Here is a 19,382-nt window from a genome sequence, read left to right as displayed (position 1 = left end):
GCGGCGAGGCTGGGCGGGCACGAGGGCGGTGCGCAAAGGCACATTCAGGCACGAATTCCGGGGCCGGCTAACCCAACTCGCCGCAAGCGCGAAACAAACGAAACCGGAGGTGTGACATGGCGGCAGTTGGACCGATCTGCGACGCACTGGTGACCGTTGGCACGTGGGCGTGCCGGGCAGTGCTGGCGGCCAAGTGCTTTTCGGACGCCGCCGACCTGTTCATGTGATCGGCGACGCGCGACATCGAATTCAATCGACCTTGACGTGAGGTTCGACGTCCGTTCAGGACGCGGAGCAAGCCGTCTCGGGCGCTTGCGCAAGACCCGAGCGCAGGTAAGGCAACAGACTGGCGAGACCCACGGCGGCCATGGCGGCGCCGATCCACAGTGGTGCACGCATGCTATAACCGGCATCGATGGCGGCGCCCCCGGCCCACGTCCCGAAGGCGAGCCCCGCCGTGATCACCGACGTGTGCATCGTATTGACGAGCGGCCCCGGTGCTGCGGCACGCATGACACGGGCCACCATGGCCGGATTGAGCGACACGCCCGTCAGGCCGATGGCGGCGAACGCGACGACACCGACCGGCGTGAACTGCGCCCAAAGCGCGAAGCTGATTAGCGCGAGTGCGAGCACTGACAAACCCACAACGAGCACCGTCAGCGTATGTCGGTCGGCGAAACGTCCCACCACGGCGTTGCCAATGATGTTGGCGATGCCGTACATGGCCAGCAGATTCGGAATCGACGTGGCCGACACCCCGGCGACATTCAAAAAGATCGGCGAGAAGTAGCTGAAGGCAGCGAACGTTGCGCCGATGATCAATCCGCTGGTGGCAAACGCGGCCCACAGCGGACGATTGAGCAGCGATCGAAATTCCGCCGACAGGCTGATGGCCTCTGCGTCCTGCTTTTCCCCCTTCGGCGCCCAGAGCGCGACGGCGATGGAACAGAGCGCAGCGAGCACGGCGACGAGCCAGAAACTGGCGCGCCAGCCGTAGTGTTGTTCGATGAAGGCGGTGAGCGGCACGCCGACCACGGGCGAGAACATCAGGCCGCCGAGCACGAACGATGCGGCGCGTCCGCGAACCGACGGTGCAACGAGATCGGCGCAGAGCGTGAGCGCCACACCGAACGTCGCCGAACTGGCCACGCCCATGATGATTCGGGCGAGCGCCATCACTTCATAGCGGGTCGACATGGCGGCAAGCACGCCGCCGGCAACGTTGATCGTCAGCAGCCAGACGAGCGCGCGCTTGTGCGGCGTGCGCAGCGCGAGCAGCAAGGCGGTAAGGACCGGGCCGCCGATGGTCATGCCCAGGGCGTAAAGCGAGATCAGATTGCCGATGTCGCCGATACCGACGTTCATTGCGCGGGCAAGCGCGGGCATCATCCCGGCGACCATGAATTCCGCCGTGGTCATGGCAAAAACGGTGAGCCCTAATAGATAGACCACCGGTGGCATTGTGGATTTTTGCGTCATATTTTTAACGATCATTCCATATTTGCGGATGCGTAGGCGACCCGCGGGGGGTGAATGGGGTTATCCGTTGTTTTGGGTGGCTTGCTGCGCGAGAAGGAATTCGTTGCGGTGTTGGCGCGGGGCCGATGCGTCGGCAGGCCTTGCGTCACAACTGGTCGAGCGTGCCTTGCATGATGCCTTCGAGGAATGCGCGGTCGCAGACCGTGCGTCCCAGGGCGCGCAGACCGTAGTAGCTCGACAGGAACGTGCGAGCGACCACGACGGGCGAGCGCTCGGTGGAGAGTTCGCCGTTATGCTGGCCGACGGCGATCAGGTGCACGAGCACTTGTTCGATGCGGATGAAGTAAGCCTGACTGATCTGCCGGACTTTCTCGTCCTTGGCGCCACGCTCGAACGCTGCGAAAAGGGACATGCAGCCGCGTTGCTTGGCGGGATCGAGGTCTTCGTCGATGCCGGATTGCAGCAGCGTGCGCAGCCGATCCTTGACGAGGCCGGGGGCATTGAGAATGTCGACTTGCTTCTGCAGCCCCAGCGTCTGATAGCGTTCGAGCGCTTCGTGGTACAGATTGAGCTTGCTGCCGAAGGCGTTGTAGAGGCTGCCGCGCCCGAGTCCGGTGCATTCGACGAGCGCCTGAGCAGACGTCCCTTCGTACCCGTTCGTCCAGAAGACGTCCATGGCGGCGTCGATGACGGCAGCATCGTCGAATTCTCTGGGTCGTCCGCTCATGAAGGGCCTCTTGGGTCTGGAGGAATGGAAATGGGGTTGCGTGTCATACAACCGTCCATGCAACCGTCCGATGGCGTGACTATAGGTTATTTTTGACCGAATGTTCAAATAACCGGATGTCGGTTGTGGAATTGAGGGACGTCCAGGGCGAAGGGACAAGACGGGCGACGCCGGAAAACGAAAAAGCCGTCGCAAGGACGGCTTCTTCAGGAATTCTTGGAGCGGGCGATGGGAATCGAACCCACGGCTCTAGCTTGGGAAGCTAGGGTATTACCATTATACGACGCCCGCTCTGGCGCACTGAGTCGAGAAGTTTAGCATAGCTTCGGGGCGTCGAGTTCGATGGACGAGCGCGTTTTTTCCTCCCGGACGTGTGCCCGAATTGCGGCGGCGGCTTCGCGCCGCGCCCCATTCGGCCCGCGCGCGACTGGAAGGGTGGGAACAATGTGGCGGGGAATCCGCCGACGTCTGTCGTCACGCACAAGCCTGTGGATATCGAAAGTCACCGGGCGTTTGCGTCGCAACTGCGGCACATCGCCCCGCAGAACCGTTAACCCGGCATCGGCTTCCTGCGGGAGCCGACGATTTGCGCGGCGACAAATCACAGAAAGTTCGCAACCTCAGCCAACATTTTCGCGACAGGGGCGGCACGTCATTTACGAGGCACGTCTTCCGGCCAGCCGAAATCACACGTTCGGAAGCCTTTCGACGTGCACGTGTCGGTCGTCGTCTTCGCGGGCGCCGCGCTTGGCGATGCGACCACCGCAGCAGGCACATTCGCGCTTCGTCCGACCGTCGCCTGGAGTTGCTGCATGCTCTGCATCACGCTCATCATTGCCGCCATGTTGGCGCCATCCACCGCGCCGGCATTGCCTGCCAGACGCTGGAACGCCTCATCCTTGCTGTACGGATTGAAGTCGTTTCTCTCCAGCGCAGCATCGAACAGCATTTCCGCTTCGTTGCGCGTTTGTCCCGCCGATTTCTCCGCAGCATTGGACGCACCTGCCTTGCAGACGCGACAACTTTGATAGGTCACGCGGTCCGCCGTCATCGGCGATTCGCTGGTTCCCATCACGCGGTCCGTTCCCGAACGTCCGTTGACCAGAATCGTGAACGCCGGTGTGTTGTCGACGAAGTACTCGACCCTGGCGCACTGCTGTGCATTGGCGCTGATGGTGAGATCGGCCCCGTACAGCCCCTTTTGGCTTCCAGTGGGCGTCATTGCCACCGAGCCGGTGCATGAACTCACAATCTGCGTGCAGTCGCAGCTTTGCGCGTACACCGATGGTGTGCCTGCAAAGCAAAGCATCGCCGTTATCAGGCCGTGGCGCCGAAGGCTCGTCAGGAGAGGTCGCATGGATGACTCGATGGCGTTGACGGAAGGGTTGAAACGCGCAAGGGCGGCGCGGGGCAAAAGCGAATTTCGATCACTTCGCCGACACGCTTTGCTTGCCCGCAGTTCTGTCGGGCGACGCGGACCGGTCCACGACGGATGGCAGGTTCGCGTCGAACTCTGAGAGCGCGTCGATCAGCGGGCGTTGCTGCTTACGGGTGAGTGCAATGACTTCGGCATAGGTCCAGCAGCAAAATCCGCTGTCCACCTTGTACTCACGGCTTCCCGCTACGCCGACGTAGCGGCCTTGCGCGTCGTAGAACGCCACAGTGACGCGAGACGTCGTCTCGGAGATGCCTTTTGCATAGGGCTCGTAGAGGATGTCTACCAAGGCCAGTCCGTCGAAGCTCCCGCTACGAAGCTCGGCGAGCGTCGAGATTTGCTTGACGGTGCCGAACTGCTTTTTCAGCGAGTTGGCGACCCACGACAATGGAAACGACGCATCGAGCAGGACGCCGTAAGGCTGCATCCACGCATTGCCGGTCCATCGCGCTTCGTAATCGACCCGGCGCTCGAGAATGTAGCGGGTATTGGTCCCGGTATTGCGCGTGAGCATGACGGCAAGCCTCGCATTGGGGCCGCCGCGCAGCTTCGCCTGCGGCGATTGCTCGGGCTTCTGGTCGAAGATGCCCGAACCGAGCGGCTGCTGTGCCGGAAGTCTTGGGGCGAACGAGCAGCCACTGAGCAGCAGCGTCGCAACGACACAAGACAAGACCGACGTGCGCGGAGAGATTCGCATAGGAACGCGTCATTGGCGACGCGCGCTACGCGCCACCGAGTTTTCAGGTGAAAAAAGTATAGGAAGGGCTACTGCGCAACGACATCCTGCAAATGAAGGATGGCGGAAATGAAAAAGCCGGATATAACGTAACGGTCACGGCGGGACAGCGCTTGGATGGACGATGTCCAAGCCCCGCCGCAGTCGTCGCAGCGCGCTTTCACCTTATTGCGCGCAATGAATCTGGCATCCGGTCGAGACGCTTTTGCCGCGCCGCGACGGATGGATCGAAGATGCCAAAGGCCTTTTACTGTGACTTGTCGCGCCAAACTCGCCCGCGTTGCGCTATCGCTTGGCCTCGCCGCCATGCTCTCCGTGTCGAGCGCGCATGCGCAACTCACGGAATCTGAATACCTGCTCGCCGGCCTAAAGATTGCCAAGACGCCGGCGGATCTACCTGCACAACTGTTTGTTCCTGCCGAGTGGACTACAGGTCTGAAGCGTCTGGGCGCGACGACGCTAGCCAACAATAGAGAGGCCGGCGCCTGTCTGGGCATCAAGGCGCAGGCGCGGTCCGAGGATCGGGACGTACTGATGAACCGATATGCGACGCTGGTAGCGGGCAAGGCGCAGATGGACCCCGCCGCCTATGCCGCACAGGAAAAGGCACTTCGGGATCAGATCGAAGGCAAGGGGAGCCTGGAAAGCAGTGGGATCAACTGGGTGGTCGGGAAGATACAGGACGGTGAAGACATGTCTGTCCGGATCGAAGTCAACGGACTGAAATGCGAAGGGGAGAGCGTATCCAGTGCGCACACGCATCCCAAGCCGAGTGCGGCGTTGCCGTCTGATGGAGATTTTAGATATCTGATGCACGTCCGGCAGGCATACAGCATGATGGTCGTCTACGAGGGCACGAACGTATGCGCTGTTCTGAAAACGGCACAGGCAAGCCGAGAGAACCCAGACCACGCCATGGCAATTTATATTGCTCACCAGAATGCCGTGGGTTTCGATGCGCTCCGTAATGGTAAGGGCAAACCCGGCTCACTGATGGAGAAGATCTACGCGGGTGTCGCCTCGGCGGCCGAGACGCTCGGCATGGGCTTGTACTGCGGCATCCTCGATGGGCCGCTAAAGCGGATCAAACCGGATGCACCAAACGTCAACGATGAAATGTTCATTCTGCAAGCCAAGAACTTGCTTTTGTCGCTCAAACTAGCAAACACGCAGCAGCATCATGAAGCGCTCACCTACCCTTTCACACCCACTATAGATCCGGCATTCCGCCGTGCCATTGCCCAGTACGGCATTGACGAGACAATGGTCTCGCGGCTCACACCGTTTGCGCTTTATGTGACGCTGCTCGAACGAGCCCTCCAGGAGCAGTTCATTACGGGCGACGTGTTTGGCTTTTTCCTTCCTGATTTTCGGTCCTCCGTTCCAACGCCGATTACCGTGGCACGAAGTCGTTGTTATCGATCCGACACAACGAAGGAATATGCATGCTCGCTTGCGCAAACTGAGGTCAGGGGCTCGGTCGACATGACAGCGGGGCGGCGGTACTCGCTTTTCGACAGTGTGGACAAGACAGCGGTCCTCGTGGATCCAGCCGCAGGCCTGAGTCGTGGTGTCCTGCTCCGAGATACCAGCAAGCAAACGTATCAGGGGACTTGCCGTTTCAACGGCAATGTCTGTGTGCCGGAAGGCAAAGGCGAAGTGACGTTCAAGGGCGTCATGCGCGTACAAGGCACATTCGTCGACGGAGATTTGATTGGCGAGGCGATTCAGACGCGCGAAGACTCCGGCGAAACGTGGAAGGTGAACTATGAGGCAGACGGCTATCGGGAGATCGAACGCCTGAAGTGACGCCAATCCGTGACGCTAACCTGGCCCCTATCTCGTGATTTCAACCTCGTCATCTCGTACGCCATGAGAATCCCGCTCCTCCTATCGTTATGCTGTGTTGCGTCGTCCGTGAACGCACTGGGTGTCGGTGTGAATATGGAGAATCTCGAAATGCACTACGAGATCGTTGCCATGTCGCCCGCGTGGGGCTCGGTCGTGCACCAGTACAAATCACGCAACACCTATAAGAACGCGCTCGGGGTGGGTTGGTGCAATGCGATTCACCTCAAGACGGCGAAGGAGGAAAAGCACATAGATATCGAGACGCGAGCCGTCGTTGCGAAGGATTCGGTGACTATCGAAAACTGTGGCATGCGTCAGCAATTCGGTGATGCGATTCGCTTCGAACCCGACCGTGCGACGCGAACGAAGCTTGTCGGGACGACGTTGCAAACGCTGGCCCGGAACGGCGCCGATATCCTCCTGAGCAGCCCGGAGACTTTCGCTACGGTCAAGATATCCCGCACGGGGATCGACGTCTGGCACCCCGGCTTCTCCGTGGGCGTGCAGACCTACGACTGGAGCGGCAAGCTGGTCTCCGTCGCTGGCATGGCGGTCGAAACAGACGCTGCGGGGCGTGTGGTCAAGCTTTTGGCGCCCGACGCACAGGGCGTGACGTTCATCTACGATGGTGCGCATCTCGCCAAAATTCAGGGGCCGGGAGGGAGTGCTGCCAATTATGCGTTCGAGGGTGATCAGTTGTCTGAGCTCGACAATGCATGGCGCAAACGCTACGCCTTCGCCTACAGCGATCGTTTCAATCTTCAGAGCATCGTCTATCCCGACCAGACTCGATTCACATTCTTCTACGACGAAACGCGCGATGTCATTACGGGTTTTCTGAACCGGAACGGTTGCATGGAAACCTACAGTCAGATCGCCGGCCAGGATGCCGATCACTACAAGGCACAATCGACACTCGTATGCGATGGCAAGAAGATGCAGGAACGCACGGTCACGCTGGTTTTCGGGAAAAACGGATATCTGACTGACAGAAGGGACGTCACGCTTGACGATAAGGGCGAAGTGCTCAATAACATCAGTTACCCGGCTCACTGAGCGCGAACCGGGTTACCGCTGGGGCATTACCTGACGCCGACTATTCATCAGTGACGGGCGCCGCGCCGGCCCTCGTTCCCGGAGCGTGCCACAGCAGGTGCTTGAGCATCAGTGTTCCGGCGGCGCCGCTCGCCAGACCGACAACCCACCAGATGGCAGGCAGGTCGAATACGTTCGGGGTCTTCCCTCCGGCGGGCAGGTTCACCGTGATGACGACCACTGCCGTGTTGTAAAACATGTGAAGCAAAATACCCGGGACCAGCGAACGCGTACGTTCGTACAGCTTTCCAAGGACCAGACCGATAATGAGCGCCCCGACGAACTGATACACATTCAGATGCGCGAGCCCGAACACTGCGGCCGAGTGGGCGATGGCGGTGCCGCTCGGATACTGACGCAGAAAACTGCGCAACAGGATGCCGCGATACAGCATCTCTTCCACAAATGGCGCAATCAGACAAATCAAGATGAACGAGCCGAGCCCCGCTTGCGCGAACATGTCCGAAGCGTCCTGTGTCAACCCGCCCGTCGGGAACAACTTTTCCACGCCAACGTTGATCACGCCGCACACGAGCAGCATGCCGGGTGTCAGCAACGCAATCGGAAGCGTGAACAGCCCGAGCGTCGCGCGTACCGAGCCGCGACCCTGAAACAGCTCCCGGTAGCTGAGTTTGCTGTGATGTAACACCACGCAAAAGACGAGCCCGTAAGCCAGCACGCGCCCAATGCTGTAGGCCGCCATGGGGCGTATGTGGACGAGGTAGCTCAACTGCACGACGATCGCGTTGACGATCATCTCTACGAAATAAAGTGCGACGACGACAAAAAAAGCTTCCAGCAAATTCGGGAAGCAGTATTTCCCCGGTTTGGCTCTCATTTTTTTATTAGCCTTCTGATCCGCTTTATCGTTATGACGCATTGCGATGCCGGCATCTCCGCAACGATTCGCCGGAATATCGCGCCCCGCCCGCATATGTGACGTCAATGAACCCCCGCTCATCGGCGTCCTGCGGCAAACCTGAAAGACAAGATGCGCTTCGTTGTTCCGAAGTTTGTTAGGCATTTGAAGCAAATCGGATTATCGCAGGGACGTGCGAATCTTTAAAGCTCGACGTTTTCCCCTGCGCACCGATTTGCTGCCCAAAAGCAGAAAGGCGCCCGAAGGCGCCTTTCTGAGACTCAGTACAAGCCAGCCAGGGTGTTCTTCTCCAGGTCCCGGTCATAAGCCTGAGCGTCGAACGTGCCGCCGGACAGGCGGCGGTGCATGGCCCCGGGACTCGGCAGCGATTCGCGAGGCACCTGAGATTCCTTATCCCAAAGCCGTGAGCGAACGATGGCCTTTGCGCAGTGGTAATAAACGCGGTCGATCGACACGACGATGACGGTCTTGGGCAATTTGCCGTTGACTTCGAAGCGCGAGAGCAACGCCGGGTCCACCGAAACGCGGGCGTGACCGTTCACGCGCAGCGTCTCGCCGACGCCGGGAATCAGGAACAGAATCGACACGCGCGGATCGTTGACGATATTGCGAAGATTGTCGATCCGATTGTTGCCCGGTCGGTCGGGAAGGACCAGCGTGCGCTCGTCCAGAATCTGCACGAACCCTGCGGGGTCGCCCTTTGGCGAGCAGTCGGTGCCTCCTTCGCCAACGGATGCCAACACGACGAACGGGCAGGCTTTCACGAATGCCTGATAGTCCTCGTTGAGATATGTCAGTTCCTTCCAGATGGCACGCTCGCTCGGTTCGCCGTAAATCGCTTCGAGTTGTTCGACGCTGGTCACATCGTGTGTCATGTCACGCCCTTGTCAACGCAATGGTGAGGCTGGATGTCGTTCGCTGCGGGCAGTATAGGGTTTGCCCGGTCGGGCGTAAATCGTCGCCTCGCGGCAGTGTTGTCGCGCCTGTGCCGTGCACCGGGAACGTGCGGCGATGATCATGTGGCGCCGGTTTCGGAAAACCGCAACCCCGCGATACCCACGATCGTCAGCGCCAGAAAGCCGACGCGCGTCCACGGCAGCGAATCGCCGAACCAGATCACACCGGCCACCACGAGACCCACCGTGCCGATGCCGGTCCAGATGGCGTAAGCCATACCCACCGGCAGCGAACGCAGTGCGAGCGCGAGCAAATATATGCTCGCCAGCGCGGCCGCGATGGCGACGGCGCTGGGCACCACACGTGTCCATCCCTGGTTGAACTTCAGCGCCAATCCCATGGCGATTTCCAGCACGGCAGCAAGTAGCAGATAGATCCAGGCCATGGCATCAAACCTCCTCCGACCGGGCCTCGCCCCGGTTGGCGACAATGGCGGCCTGTACCGCCGGACGCGCCTCGATCTGCGCCAGCCAACGACGCACGTGCGGGAACGCCGTCAGATCGAGGTAGAGCTCGTCATGCGTGCGCAGCCACGCAAACGCGGCGATGTCGGCGATGGAATAGTCGTCCGTGGCGAGATAGGGCGAGCGCGCCAGACGCGTATCGACGACGTCGATCAGCCGCAGCGACTCCTTGCGATATCGGGCGATCGCCTCGGCATTGCCCGTCTTCGCGCCGTGCAGGAACCACCACAACTGCCCGAGCATCGGGCCGATCCCTCCGATCTGAAAGTGAAGCCACTGGTTCACGGCAAGGGCTTTCGTCTGCGACACGGGTTGCAGCACGCCTGTGCGTGACGCGAGATACGTGAGGATCGCGCCGGATTCGAAGACAGTCACGTCGCGCTCGTGATCGACGATAACCGGGATCTTGCCATTCGGGTTGCGTTGCAGAAATGCCGGCTGTTTCTGCTCGCCCGCAGACAGATCGACGTTGATCTGCTCATGCGCGAGTCCGGCTTCGTGAAGATACACACTGACCTTCAGGCCGTTAGGGGTATTGGCCGTATAGAACGTCAGGGGCGGCGTGGTGAGTGTCGGTGTCATGAGTGCCTCGAGATGTTGTCCGGATTTACGATTGCAAATGCAATGATTGCAATTACAATCGTAAGAGTTTCCCAGGCGGATCGCAAGATGTTTGGAAACACGCGCGAACATGAAGGAGGCGCCATGAGGGCGATGTCGGATCGGAGTTCCCCATCGGTGGAGAACGCAACGCGACGGGCGGCGCTGGCCTGCATCGGGAAGTTGCGGGCTTTCGGCACGCTGGGCGGTGACAAGCGGTGACAAGCGGTGACAAGCGGGAAGAGGATGTGGGATGTAGCGAGCGCCGGAGACGGTCGGGACGCGCCCCTGTCAGGCATCGCGACATCGCCCGCCGATGTCCTCGCGCATATTGCGAACGCGTTGTCTCACGGCGATATGTCCCGATCAGGTGTGGATGGTCGACTCGGCGCGTGGGACGCAGGGAATGCGTGCAGCGAGAGCCTCGGAAGCGGCGTTTCGCTATCGCGGCTTCGTCTGCGCCAGGAACTCGCGCGCTGCCGTACTGGCGCGGTCGAGCGCCTCGGCCACCGGCGCGATGTCCTTCTCACGGAACTGGCTGAGGAACAACTCCGCCACGGCGGATTGATAGACCCTCCACATCTTCTTGCGAAGCGTGCGCCCCTTGTCGGTGATGGTCGCGTACGCGGCACGGCCATCGTCCGGGTCCCGCATGCGCATGACCAGCCCTTCCTGCTCCAGGCGGTCGATCAGCCGCGTCAGGTTATAGCGCTCGATGGCGAGCACGTCGGCGAGTTCGTGCATGCGTCGCGTGCCCTGCGGGCCGCTTTCCAGGCCCCACAGCGTGTCATACCACGCGTAGGCAGGCAGGCCGGCGGCCGCCAGACGGCGCTCGATCTCGCGAATCATGGTGCGGTGCGCACGCACGAACGAGAACCAGAGATCGGGTTCGGGGGTACTCATGAATGTCCTTGTCGTGTTCATGGATGAATTGCAGTTGCAATTGTACATCGCTAGAATGGCAGGCGAGACGATTGCAAATGCAACTAATGGCTGGTGATCGCGCTGTCGCGTCAGCCGACACGCCGCGCGTACAACTCACGGGCAGCGGCGCGATCCTGCGCGAAATGATCTCGGCGCGTTGGCGAGGCCATCCGAAAGTACGGCATCGATCCCGAAAAGCGCGATCCGACGACGGTCTGAGGCGTTTTGGCGCAGCGTCAGCTACCGCTCTTGCGGTACAGCGCAAGCCCGCCTGCGAGCGAGAACATGACGACGGCACATACACGGTTCAGCCGCTTGAGTCCGCGGGCGGTCATCAGCCGAGCGGCCTGCACACCGCCGGTCGCGTAAAGCGTCATCACGACGATGTCGATCGCTGCCGAGACGACGGCCAGCACGGCATATTGGGGTGCAAGCGGCATGGACGTATCGACGAACTGCGGCAGGAACGCCGAGAAGAACAGCAGAATTTTCGGATTGGTCAGGGCAACGCCAAAGCTGCGCAGGAACACGCGTCGCGCGCTCAGGTCGGACTTGACACGCACGCGGCTCAGATCTTGCGGCTGAGCGCGCCACAGCTGGATCGCCAGCCATACCAGGTAGGCCACACCGATCCATTTGATCGTGGCGAACAACGACGCCGACGCCATGAGCAAGGCGCCAAGTCCGGCGCCGACGGCCGCCACGACGATCACGTCCGAGAGCGCCGCACCGCACATCCCGACAAACACCACGCGCCAGTTGCCGGAGACGCCGTTTGCCAGCGCAAGCAGCGTGTTGGGACCGGGGATCAGGCCGCCGATCAGTGCGGCCGTGGCGTAAATCGCAAGCGTGGCGTGTTGCATGACGAGACACCGTTAGCGGCGCCATGACGGCGCGAAGTCGCCAGTCTTGCAGATGCCGTCGCCGGTAGCAACCCGGCACGCCGTCGGCCCGGCAAAGGCCGACGCACCGGGATTTCGGGCCCGCTCCGAACGCGCTAACCGTTCCACCGGTGATGACGGCGGCCTCACCGCTTCAGGCGATATGGGCCGCGAAACCGGTCTTTCCGTCGGCGATTCCGTCCTTGAGCGTGAGGGCCGGGATGTCGTAGTCCCCCTGGTTCTGTCGACGATAGGGAATCGGCGCGGTCGTGGCGAGCGTATCGAGCCGGGCGCCCAGCGCCCGCGTCATCGTCTCGAACATCGCCCCATCGACACGCGACGTGCGATACGCAACGAATGGCGGCAACACGTCGAAACCGGGATAGAACAGCATGCCGTGCTGAATCGGGAACAGCACGTCGTCGATGGGGCCGTTGATTCCCCGGGCGCTGTAGTGCGATTCCCAGCCACCGGTGGTCACGACCAGCATCGCGCGCTTGCCCGAGAGGCTGCCTTCCCCATAGCGGTCCCCCCAGTGCGTATCCGAATGCTCGCCTACGCCATAGGCGAAACCATAGGCATACACCCGGTCGACCCAGCCTTTCAGAATGGCGGGCATGGAAAACCACCACAACGGGAACTGGAAGATGACCGTATCGGCCCATCGCAGCTTTTCCTGCTCGCACGCGATGTCGGGGCTCTGGGTGCCGCTCTGGTAGGCCTTCATGGAGTCGAGCGACGCATGGAAGGGTTCGGACGTGTCGCGTTGCGGCGCGTCGTGCTCGTCGATGGTGGTCTTCCATTGCATCGCATACAGATCCGAGACCTGCACATGGTGGCCGGCCGCTTGCAGATGTTGCACGGCGAAGTCGCGTAGCGCGCCGTTGAGCGAGCGCGGTTGCGGGTGGGCATAAACGATCAGCACATTCATTTTCAAGCTCCGTCGCCATTCGGCGCAGTCGATACCTTTTGCGTGGTCTGCTGCGGCGGTTCGCGCAACAGCAGGGAGAACGCATGCAGCTTAGGGCGTCAGGAGGTATATTGGAAATGAATTCCCAATATGTCAGGTATAACGATGGTTAATTTAAGACGCCTCGATCTGAACCTGCTCGTCACGCTCGACATGCTGCTCGCCGAGTTGAATGTCACGCGTGCAGCCGAGCGGTTGCACATCTCTCAACCTGCGGTGAGTGTGCATCTGGCGAAGTTGCGCGAGCTGCTTGACGACCCGCTGCTGTTGCCGGGCCCGCGCGGCATGCGCGCGACAGCGCGTGCCGAGGCGTTGCGCGAACCGCTGCGCGAGGCGCTCGAATCGCTCTCGCGCGCGGTGGCGCCCGCGGCGCCCTTCGACCCCGCGAATGCCGATTTGACCTGGCGAATTGCCGCGACCGACTACACCGAATCGACCATCGTGTTGCCGTTGCTCCGGCAATTGCGCGTGCAGGCGCCCGAGGCGCGTCTGGCGGTGCTCGATCTGATGCCATCCCGGATGGCGCGTCAGGCGGAGCAGGGAAGTGTCGACGTCATGTTTCATACGACGGAGGACGCACCGCAAGGGCTGCATCGCAAGGCGCTGTTCACCGAGCAATATGTGCTCGTTGGGCGTCGGGGACATCCGAAGCTGCGGCGTCGCCCTACGCTCAGGCAGTTCTGCGAGCTCGATCACACCATCGTTTCACAAGATGGTGGCGGCTTCCGGGCAAGCACCGACGATGTGCTCGCGGCGCAGGGCATGTCGCGACGTGTCGTGTTTTCGGTGCCGCACTTTCTGTTTCTGCGCTCGGCGCTGGCGAATACCGATCTGGTCGCGATGGCCCCCGAGCGTCTCGTGCGGGACGATCCGTCTCTGCAAATCACGTCGGCACCGATCGACCTGCCCGGGTTCGAAATCTCCATGTACTGGCACGAGCGTGTGCATCGCGACCCGGCGCACCGCTGGCTACGCGAGCAAATCGCAAACGTGGTGTAGTCCCGCGAAGCACGTTTAGCGAGCGGGAATCAGCGTTCGGCGCTCGTAATCGCGAGATCCCATCTCGGCCAGACGGCTGATCGTGCGCGAGAGATCGCGCCAGTCGCGCAGCGCGTCAAGGGCCGCAATGAGGGGCGCGTCCGACGCGATCAGCAAGGTGCACTGCCGGTCGTAGGAAATGTCGATCAGCCAGAGCAGGCGTTGCAGCGTATCGGGGCGGCGCAGTTGTTCGACGTGCAATTCGTCGACGAACAGTGCCCGCCATTGCTCGCAAAGGCCGAGGTAATCCAGATGCGAGCGATGCGCCACGCACAGCGCATCGAAGTCGGCCCACAACACCCGCGCACCGGCACTGCGCGCGGCAAGCGATCGCCCGGCCATCGTCACCTGCGTCGGTCCCGACGCGAGGCTGCCTTCCAGTTCCGCATATCGTGCGGGGAAGACGTCGTGCGCTGCGGCCAATGGAGAAATCCACCGCGCCATCTGCGCCGTCTCTCCGCCCAGGCGGTAATCGGTCGCGCCGTCGAAATGGATGATCGCGAAGCGCTGCACGATCACGGCGATGGTCGGCTCGAACCGCTCGTGAAACTCCGGGTCGGGCAGCAACTGCTGCGGCGCGTAATTCGACGTCAGTACCAGCCGTACCCCGCGCGAGAGCGCAATGTCGAGGAAGCGGCCGATGAGGAACGCATCGGCGATATCGTGAACGTGGAACTCGTCGAAACATAGCAGTTCGACGCCGTCGAGCCATCGATGCGCGACGGCGGCCAGCCGGTCGTCGCACTTCGGCTCGCGCACGAGTTGACGATGGATGTCGCGCAGGAACTCGTGGAAGTGCACGCGGCGTTTTTCGCCGGTCGCCACGGCGAAGGCGGCGTCGACGACGAGGCTTTTGCCGCGTCCGGGCAAGCCGTAGCAGTACACGCCGTCGTACGCGCGGTCGTTGGGTGAGGCCCCGGCCGTCGTCGGGACTGTCAACCGTGTCAGGGCCGCGATGGCGTCGCGCTGGCGCAGGTCGGGGGTGATGTGGCGCTCGGCCAGCGCTTGCGTAATGCGCGCGGCGTCGATCATGAAAGACGTACTCCGAAAAAGCGAATGCCGACGATGTCGCGCCGGCCAACGAGCGCCACTATACCGGCGCGCTGCGATGCCGGCCAATATGGAATTCGGCAGTCGGCCATCGCATTTCGGCATTGCATGGGCGGCGGCGGACAGCGGTGGATAGCGGGTGGATAGCGGCGGACGGCGACAGGCAAGGTGACGCCGCACGACGGTTCGCGCTACCGGGCCAGGGTTCCCGCCGGATGGCAGGCGGCCCGGCGTTGCTGCTAGAATGGCCGCCAAGGCCGATGCTGCCTGCCGCTCGCTCCCGTCAGGGAATGGTGAAAGCATCGCAGGCAACGCATGTCCGTCCCGTTCCTCAGGCGGCGCGCATCAGCAACGCGAGCACTGATCGAATGCGCCGCTATCGAACGACACAAGGATGGCAAACATGCGAACCTATCTCGACGCCAAAGTCATGGCCCGTTCCCTGCGCGAACGTCTTGCGCGCGAGGGCATCGATATCTCCCACGCACAGTCACTCGAATCCGTCGCCGCGCAGTTCGGCTTTGCCGACTGGAATGTGCTCGCCGCCAAGGTGGCGTCGGCGGCCGAGGACGGCATCGTGTTCGATACCGTCGCGCCGATCCACCGGATCTTCGACGAAGCCAGGGCGCGCGAATTTTATGTCGACTTTCTGGGCTTCCGGCTGGATTGGGAACATCGCTTTGCCGATGGCATGCCTCTGTACTGTCAGGTCTCTCGCGCCGGCATGACGCTGCACCTGTCAGGCCATTACGGCGACGCCAGCCCGGGAGCGACGACCTTCGTCTTCATGCGCGGCGTGCAGGCGTATCAACGCGAACTGTCGGCCAAACGCTATCCGAACATGAACCCCGGCATCGAAGCGCTCGACTGGGGGCAGCAGATGAGCGTGACGGATCCGTTCAACAACCATATTCGCTTCTGCGAATCGAGCGACTGAAAAGGCGGTCAGGTATGTCTCAAGCTTTCGATCCGGAACGCTATTTCCGGCGCATCGGTTACACCGGCCCGCGTGAGGCTTCGCTTGCCGTGCTACGCGCCATTCATGCGCTGCACCCGCAGGTCATTCCTTTCGAAAATCTCGATCCGATTCGCGGCAAGCCGGTCAACGTCGATCTGGCATCGGTCGCCGACAAGCTCATCGACGCGAAGCGCGGCGGCTATTGCTTCGAGCAAAACGCGCTCTTTGCCAGTGCGCTCACCCATTTGGGATTCGCTGTCACGCCATTGATCGGTCGTGTCGCCTGGGGCCGCAAGTTCACGGACGAGGCGCCGCTCACACACATGCTGCTGCGCGTGGAACTGGACGGCGAATCCTGGTTGGCGGACGTGGGTTTCGGGTCGGTCACGCTGACCGCGCCGCTGCGTCTGAATACGACGCAAGCGCAATCGACGCCGCTCGAAACCTTTCAGTTGGAAAACGTACGGGCGAACCACGATGACGCGATTGCCGAATACCGCCTGAGCGTGAAATCGGCGCAGACGTGGCTGCCGACTTATCGTTTTACGCCGCGACCGGCCGAGTGGATCGACTACAAGCTTGGCAACTGGTACACGTCGAGCGCGCCGGAGTCCATCTTCACCAACCATCTGATGGCATGCCGGGTGCTGCCGCACGGGCGATTGGCGCTGCTCGACACCAAGCTCGTCGAGCGCGACCCGAACGGCGATGTGCTCGACGAGACGCGAATTGCCGGTGCCTCTCACCTCGTCGACGTGCTGCAAGGGCGGTTCGGGCTCGACATCTCGGATGTGGACGCCGACGAGTTGTTCGAACGTGCGCTGGCAGGGGCGGCAAAGCCGGTCGTACGCTAAGCGCCTTCGTCATGGGTCGGTGGCGAAAACGCGTCGGCGCCAACGCAAAGGGCCTTGCAGACGGTGAGTCGTCTGCAAGGCCCTTGTTACCTGTCTACCGCCAAGTCACTAAGTCGCTAAGTCACTAAGTCGCTCAGTGAGCCGACGTCGTGCCCGGCCACATCCGAACGGCCAGCGCCCCGAGGGCGGCCAGCGTGGCGAGCGAGGCCACGCCCGTCCATCCGAAGTAAGCCAGCGCCTGCGAACCGAGCACTGAGCCGAGCGACATGCCGATGAACACGCAGACGAACAACACGGCGTTCAGGCGGCTGCGTGCTGCCGGTTCGATCCCGTACACGATCGTCTGATGCGAGATCAGCGCGACTTGCACCCCGAGATCGAAGCCGATGGCGCCCAGGCCGATCAGCCACAGTTGCGCATGCGGGCTGAGCATCGGTGCGAACAACATGGCGGCGAACGAGACGGCCACCATGGCGGCCCCCAGACGCGTGACGACCTGCGGTCCCTTCTTGTCGGCGATGCGACCGGCAATCGGCGCACCGAGCGCACCGGCGGCGCCCGCCAGACCGAACGCGCCGGCCGCAGCGGCGCCCAGATGGAACGGCGCTTCATGAAGCATCACGGCCAGCGTCGACCAGAAGGCGCTGAAGCCGACCGACAGCAGACCCTGCGCGAACGCGGCCCGGCGCAATGCCGGATGACGGCGCCAAAGCCCCACCACCGAGCCGATCAGTTGACGATAGGTCAGTTGCGTCGTCGGATGGAACGACGGCAGACCCCGCCATGCCACCAGACCGAAACCCGCCACGCTGATGGCCGCGACGACGTACATCGCCCGCCAGCCGAAGTTCTGCGCGACGAAGCCTGACACGACGCGAGAGAGCAGAATGCCAAGCAGCAGACCGGTCATGACCGTGCCCACGACGCGTCCCCGAATCGACTCGGGTGCGAGCGCTGCGGCCGCCGGCACGATGTCCTGCGCCATGGTCGCCGTCAGCCCGATGGCGAGACTGGCGACGAGCAGCGTGCCGATGCCCGGGGCGAAGGCGGCCAGCAGCAGGGCGAGCGTGAGAATCACGCCCTTGGTCAGCACGATACGGCGGCGGTCGATGCGATCGCCAAGCGGCACCAGCAGCAGAATGCCCAGCGCGTAACCCAGTTGGGTGAGCGTCGGCACCCAGCCGACGGTCGTATTGGCCGCGTGGATGTCGTCGGTCATGATGCCGAGCATTGGCTGCGCGTAGTACAGCGAGGCCACGGTAAGGCCGGTACCCGTGGCAAGCAACAGAATCAGCCGGGCGGAGAGCTCGGGCTGCGGGCGGGCAGCCGGCGCGGTGTTCGAAAGCTGAGCGGAACTCATGAGTGAGGCTCCAGTGGATTAGGCACGGGGCGTAGTGTCTCGCTTGGTGCGGTGCAGCGGTAGGCCTATAATCCGTACAACCTTTATACGTGCGACGTATGACAGAATCTCTCGATTCCCCACATCCGGCGGTTGGCGCAGCGACGGTGCGGCCCAGTGGCGCCGACCGTGTCGAGCTGATGCAGACCTTCGTGCGCATCGTCGAATCCGGCAGCCTATCGGCTGCAGCCGCCTTGCTCGGCACGACCCAACCGACCGTCAGCCGGCGTCTGCAAATGCTCGAACGTTCGCTCGGTCTGCGACTGCTTCAGCGCTCCACCCACCGGATGAAACTCACGGAAGACGGGGAGCGCTGCTTCGCGCGAGCGAAGGAACTGGTGACGAGCTGGGAAGCGTTCGAAGCCGATTTGCGCGGCACGGGCGACGAGCCCGAGGGGACGCTGCGTGTATTCGTGCCGCATGCGTTCGGGCAGGACATGATGATCGGGCCGCTGGTCGACTTCCTTGAGCGTTACACGCGCATGAAGGTCCACTGGTTCCTGCAGGACAGGGAGCCCGACTTCATTGCCGAAGGCGTCGATTGCGCCATTCATGTGGGCGAGTTGCGCGATCCCTCGAACGTGGCGATTCTGTTGACCGACGTGCCGCGCATCGTCGTGGCGTCGCCCGAACTGGTGCGCGGACGCACGCCCCCGGGGCGGCCGTCCGACCTGATGGCGCTGCCATGGCTGGCCCTCACCACGTTTTACCGCACCGAGCTTACGTTGGCGCATCGGCAGACGCACGAATCGGAGCGCATTACATTCGATCCGCGCATGAGTACCGACAATCTGTTCGCGTTGCGCAGTGCCGCATTGCGGGGCCTTGGGGTCGGGGTGGCATCGGCCTGGGTGATGGCCGAGGACATCTCTCAGGGGCGCCTGATCCAGTTGGTCCCGCAGTGGCGCTCAACGCCGTTGCCGATGTACCTCATCTATCCGTATGCGAAGTACTACCCCGCACGACTGCGCCGCTTCATCGAGGTCATGCGTGCGGTCGTGCCCGGCGTCATCGAGGAAGAACAACGCAAGATTCGCTGACGCCAGCCGGATACCAACCCGACACCAACCCGACACCAACA

20 protein-coding genes and 1 tRNA gene are annotated in these 19,382 nt (G+C 62.2%); 7 read left to right on the top strand and 14 right to left on the bottom strand.

All coding sequences use genetic code 11. From position 1 onward, the window contains the following. Positions 1-282 precede the first annotated feature (282 nt). The 3 genes from UC34_RS20770 to UC34_RS20760 form a co-directional block, all read right to left on the bottom strand. The gene (locus UC34_RS20770) at positions 283-1,482 is read right to left on the bottom strand and encodes an MFS transporter (protein WP_044457017.1); all 1,200 of its coding nucleotides are present in this window, start codon (positions 1,480-1,482) and stop codon (positions 283-285) included. Positions 1,483-1,627: 145 nt separating this feature from the next. Beyond that, entirely contained in the window at positions 1,628-2,209 is a 582-nt protein-coding gene (locus UC34_RS20765; RefSeq protein ID WP_044457016.1) for a TetR/AcrR family transcriptional regulator, read from the bottom strand. A 217-nt stretch (positions 2,210-2,426) separates the two neighbouring features. Then, a tRNA-Gly gene (locus UC34_RS20760) sits at positions 2,427-2,500 on the bottom strand. An 80-nt stretch (positions 2,501-2,580) separates the two neighbouring features. Between UC34_RS20760 and UC34_RS26200 the strand changes: the two genes are divergently transcribed. Then, positions 2,581-2,763, top strand: coding sequence for a hypothetical protein (locus tag UC34_RS26200; RefSeq protein WP_052811161.1), 183 nt, complete (start codon positions 2,581-2,583; stop codon positions 2,761-2,763). Between the two features lie 98 nt (positions 2,764-2,861). Here UC34_RS26200 and UC34_RS20750 read toward each other — a convergent pair whose 3' ends face one another. Beyond that, on the bottom strand, positions 2,862-3,431 hold the full coding sequence (locus tag UC34_RS20750; RefSeq protein ID WP_157123255.1) for a hypothetical protein: 570 nt from the start codon (positions 3,429-3,431) through the stop codon (positions 2,862-2,864). 205 nt (positions 3,432-3,636) lie between these two features. Next, positions 3,637-4,341, bottom strand: coding sequence for a hypothetical protein (locus UC34_RS20745; RefSeq protein ID WP_044457014.1), 705 nt, complete (start codon positions 4,339-4,341; stop codon positions 3,637-3,639). Between the two features lie 156 nt (positions 4,342-4,497). Here UC34_RS20745 and UC34_RS20740 point away from each other — a divergent pair, with 156 nt between their 5' ends. Both UC34_RS20740 and UC34_RS20735 read left to right on the top strand, forming a co-directional pair. After that, on the top strand, positions 4,498-6,189 hold the full coding sequence (locus UC34_RS20740; RefSeq protein ID WP_157123254.1) for a hypothetical protein: 1,692 nt from the start codon (positions 4,498-4,500) through the stop codon (positions 6,187-6,189). Between the two features lie 108 nt (positions 6,190-6,297). Continuing rightward, entirely contained in the window at positions 6,298-7,287 is a 990-nt protein-coding gene (locus UC34_RS20735; protein WP_044457012.1) for a hypothetical protein, read from the top strand. 40 nt (positions 7,288-7,327) lie between these two features. Here UC34_RS20735 and UC34_RS20730 read toward each other — a convergent pair whose 3' ends face one another. The 7 genes from UC34_RS20730 to UC34_RS20695 form a co-directional block, all read right to left on the bottom strand. Beyond that, a complete protein-coding gene (locus tag UC34_RS20730) occupies positions 7,328-8,350 on the bottom strand; it encodes a CPBP family intramembrane glutamic endopeptidase (protein WP_237165352.1) in 1,023 nt (340 codons plus the stop codon). A 116-nt stretch (positions 8,351-8,466) separates the two neighbouring features. Next, positions 8,467-9,081 (bottom strand): pyridoxamine 5'-phosphate oxidase family protein, encoded by a 615-nt coding sequence (locus UC34_RS20725; RefSeq protein ID WP_044457011.1) that lies wholly within the window; start codon positions 9,079-9,081, stop codon positions 8,467-8,469. A 140-nt stretch (positions 9,082-9,221) separates the two neighbouring features. Beyond that, the gene (locus UC34_RS20720) at positions 9,222-9,548 is read right to left on the bottom strand and encodes a DMT family transporter (protein WP_044457010.1); all 327 of its coding nucleotides are present in this window, start codon (positions 9,546-9,548) and stop codon (positions 9,222-9,224) included. A gap of 4 nt (positions 9,549-9,552) precedes the next feature. Then, entirely contained in the window at positions 9,553-10,209 is a 657-nt protein-coding gene (locus tag UC34_RS20715) for a glutathione S-transferase family protein (RefSeq protein ID WP_044457009.1), read from the bottom strand. A gap of 459 nt (positions 10,210-10,668) precedes the next feature. Further along, a complete protein-coding gene (locus tag UC34_RS20705) occupies positions 10,669-11,130 on the bottom strand; it encodes a MarR family winged helix-turn-helix transcriptional regulator (protein WP_044457007.1) in 462 nt (153 codons plus the stop codon). A 257-nt stretch (positions 11,131-11,387) separates the two neighbouring features. Next, a complete protein-coding gene (locus UC34_RS20700; RefSeq protein ID WP_044457006.1) occupies positions 11,388-12,014 on the bottom strand; it encodes a LysE family translocator in 627 nt (208 codons plus the stop codon). 172 nt (positions 12,015-12,186) lie between these two features. Next, positions 12,187-12,963, bottom strand: coding sequence for an NAD(P)H-dependent oxidoreductase (locus UC34_RS20695; protein WP_044457005.1), 777 nt, complete (start codon positions 12,961-12,963; stop codon positions 12,187-12,189). Between the two features lie 129 nt (positions 12,964-13,092). Between UC34_RS20695 and UC34_RS20690 the strand changes: the two genes are divergently transcribed. Then, positions 13,093-14,001 carry a LysR family transcriptional regulator gene (locus UC34_RS20690; RefSeq protein ID WP_418303910.1) on the top strand — a complete coding sequence of 303 codons (909 nt, stop codon included), beginning with the start codon at positions 13,093-13,095 and terminating at the stop codon, positions 13,999-14,001. A gap of 15 nt (positions 14,002-14,016) precedes the next feature. Here UC34_RS20690 and zapE read toward each other — a convergent pair whose 3' ends face one another. Continuing rightward, the gene (zapE, locus tag UC34_RS20685; RefSeq protein ID WP_044457003.1) at positions 14,017-15,072 is read right to left on the bottom strand and encodes a cell division protein ZapE; all 1,056 of its coding nucleotides are present in this window, start codon (positions 15,070-15,072) and stop codon (positions 14,017-14,019) included. Positions 15,073-15,493: 421 nt separating this feature from the next. On the opposite strand from zapE, the gene UC34_RS20680 reads away from it, so the two are divergent. Together UC34_RS20680 and UC34_RS20675 are read left to right on the top strand one after the other, a co-directional pair. Next, the gene (locus tag UC34_RS20680; RefSeq protein WP_044458504.1) at positions 15,494-16,027 is read left to right on the top strand and encodes a glyoxalase superfamily protein; all 534 of its coding nucleotides are present in this window, start codon (positions 15,494-15,496) and stop codon (positions 16,025-16,027) included. Positions 16,028-16,041: 14 nt separating this feature from the next. Further along, positions 16,042-16,902, top strand: coding sequence for an arylamine N-acetyltransferase family protein (locus tag UC34_RS20675; RefSeq protein WP_044457002.1), 861 nt, complete (start codon positions 16,042-16,044; stop codon positions 16,900-16,902). A gap of 133 nt (positions 16,903-17,035) precedes the next feature. Here the strand turns inward: UC34_RS20675 and UC34_RS20670 are convergent, their stop codons facing one another. Then, positions 17,036-18,262: an MFS transporter gene (locus tag UC34_RS20670; RefSeq protein WP_044457001.1), complete on the bottom strand. Its 1,227-nt coding sequence runs from the start codon at positions 18,260-18,262 to the stop codon at positions 17,036-17,038. Between the two features lie 98 nt (positions 18,263-18,360). On the opposite strand from UC34_RS20670, the gene UC34_RS20665 reads away from it, so the two are divergent. Next, positions 18,361-19,341, top strand: coding sequence for a LysR family transcriptional regulator (locus UC34_RS20665; RefSeq protein ID WP_167370675.1), 981 nt, complete (start codon positions 18,361-18,363; stop codon positions 19,339-19,341). Positions 19,342-19,382: the final 41 nt, after the last annotated feature.

This window comes from Pandoraea vervacti, assembly GCF_000934605.2.
Taxonomy (GTDB): Bacteria; Pseudomonadota; Gammaproteobacteria; order Burkholderiales; family Burkholderiaceae; genus Pandoraea; species Pandoraea vervacti.
This window is presented reverse-complemented; position numbering and strand designations above follow the sequence as displayed.

Excerpts from the sequence above, each read along its gene's own strand:
- UC34_RS20770 (WP_044457017.1), bottom strand. The coding sequence starts at position 1,482 with ATGACGCAAAAATCCACAATGCCACCGGTGGTCTATCTATTAGGGCTC.
- UC34_RS20765 (WP_044457016.1), bottom strand. The coding sequence starts at position 2,209 with ATGAGCGGACGACCCAGAGAATTCGACGATGCTGCCGTCATCGACGCC.
- UC34_RS20750 (WP_157123255.1), bottom strand. The coding sequence starts at position 3,431 with ATGACGCCCACTGGAAGCCAAAAGGGGCTGTACGGGGCCGATCTCACC.
- UC34_RS20745 (WP_044457014.1), bottom strand. The coding sequence starts at position 4,341 with ATGCGAATCTCTCCGCGCACGTCGGTCTTGTCTTGTGTCGTTGCGACG.
- UC34_RS20740 (WP_157123254.1), top strand. The coding sequence starts at position 4,498 with ATGGACGATGTCCAAGCCCCGCCGCAGTCGTCGCAGCGCGCTTTCACC.
- UC34_RS20730 (WP_237165352.1), bottom strand. The coding sequence starts at position 8,350 with ATGCCTAACAAACTTCGGAACAACGAAGCGCATCTTGTCTTTCAGGTT.
- UC34_RS20725 (WP_044457011.1), bottom strand. The coding sequence starts at position 9,081 with ATGACACACGATGTGACCAGCGTCGAACAACTCGAAGCGATTTACGGC.
- UC34_RS20720 (WP_044457010.1), bottom strand. The coding sequence starts at position 9,548 with ATGGCCTGGATCTATCTGCTACTTGCTGCCGTGCTGGAAATCGCCATG.
- UC34_RS20715 (WP_044457009.1), bottom strand. The coding sequence starts at position 10,209 with ATGACACCGACACTCACCACGCCGCCCCTGACGTTCTATACGGCCAAT.
- UC34_RS20705 (WP_044457007.1), bottom strand. The coding sequence starts at position 11,130 with ATGAGTACCCCCGAACCCGATCTCTGGTTCTCGTTCGTGCGTGCGCAC.
- UC34_RS20700 (WP_044457006.1), bottom strand. The coding sequence starts at position 12,014 with ATGCAACACGCCACGCTTGCGATTTACGCCACGGCCGCACTGATCGGC.
- UC34_RS20695 (WP_044457005.1), bottom strand. The coding sequence starts at position 12,963 with ATGAATGTGCTGATCGTTTATGCCCACCCGCAACCGCGCTCGCTCAAC.
- UC34_RS20690 (WP_418303910.1), top strand. The coding sequence starts at position 13,093 with ATGTCAGGTATAACGATGGTTAATTTAAGACGCCTCGATCTGAACCTG.
- zapE (WP_044457003.1), bottom strand. The coding sequence starts at position 15,072 with ATGATCGACGCCGCGCGCATTACGCAAGCGCTGGCCGAGCGCCACATC.
- UC34_RS20680 (WP_044458504.1), top strand. The coding sequence starts at position 15,494 with ATGCGAACCTATCTCGACGCCAAAGTCATGGCCCGTTCCCTGCGCGAA.
- UC34_RS20675 (WP_044457002.1), top strand. The coding sequence starts at position 16,042 with ATGTCTCAAGCTTTCGATCCGGAACGCTATTTCCGGCGCATCGGTTAC.
- UC34_RS20670 (WP_044457001.1), bottom strand. The coding sequence starts at position 18,262 with ATGAGTTCCGCTCAGCTTTCGAACACCGCGCCGGCTGCCCGCCCGCAG.
- UC34_RS20665 (WP_167370675.1), top strand. The coding sequence starts at position 18,361 with ATGACAGAATCTCTCGATTCCCCACATCCGGCGGTTGGCGCAGCGACG.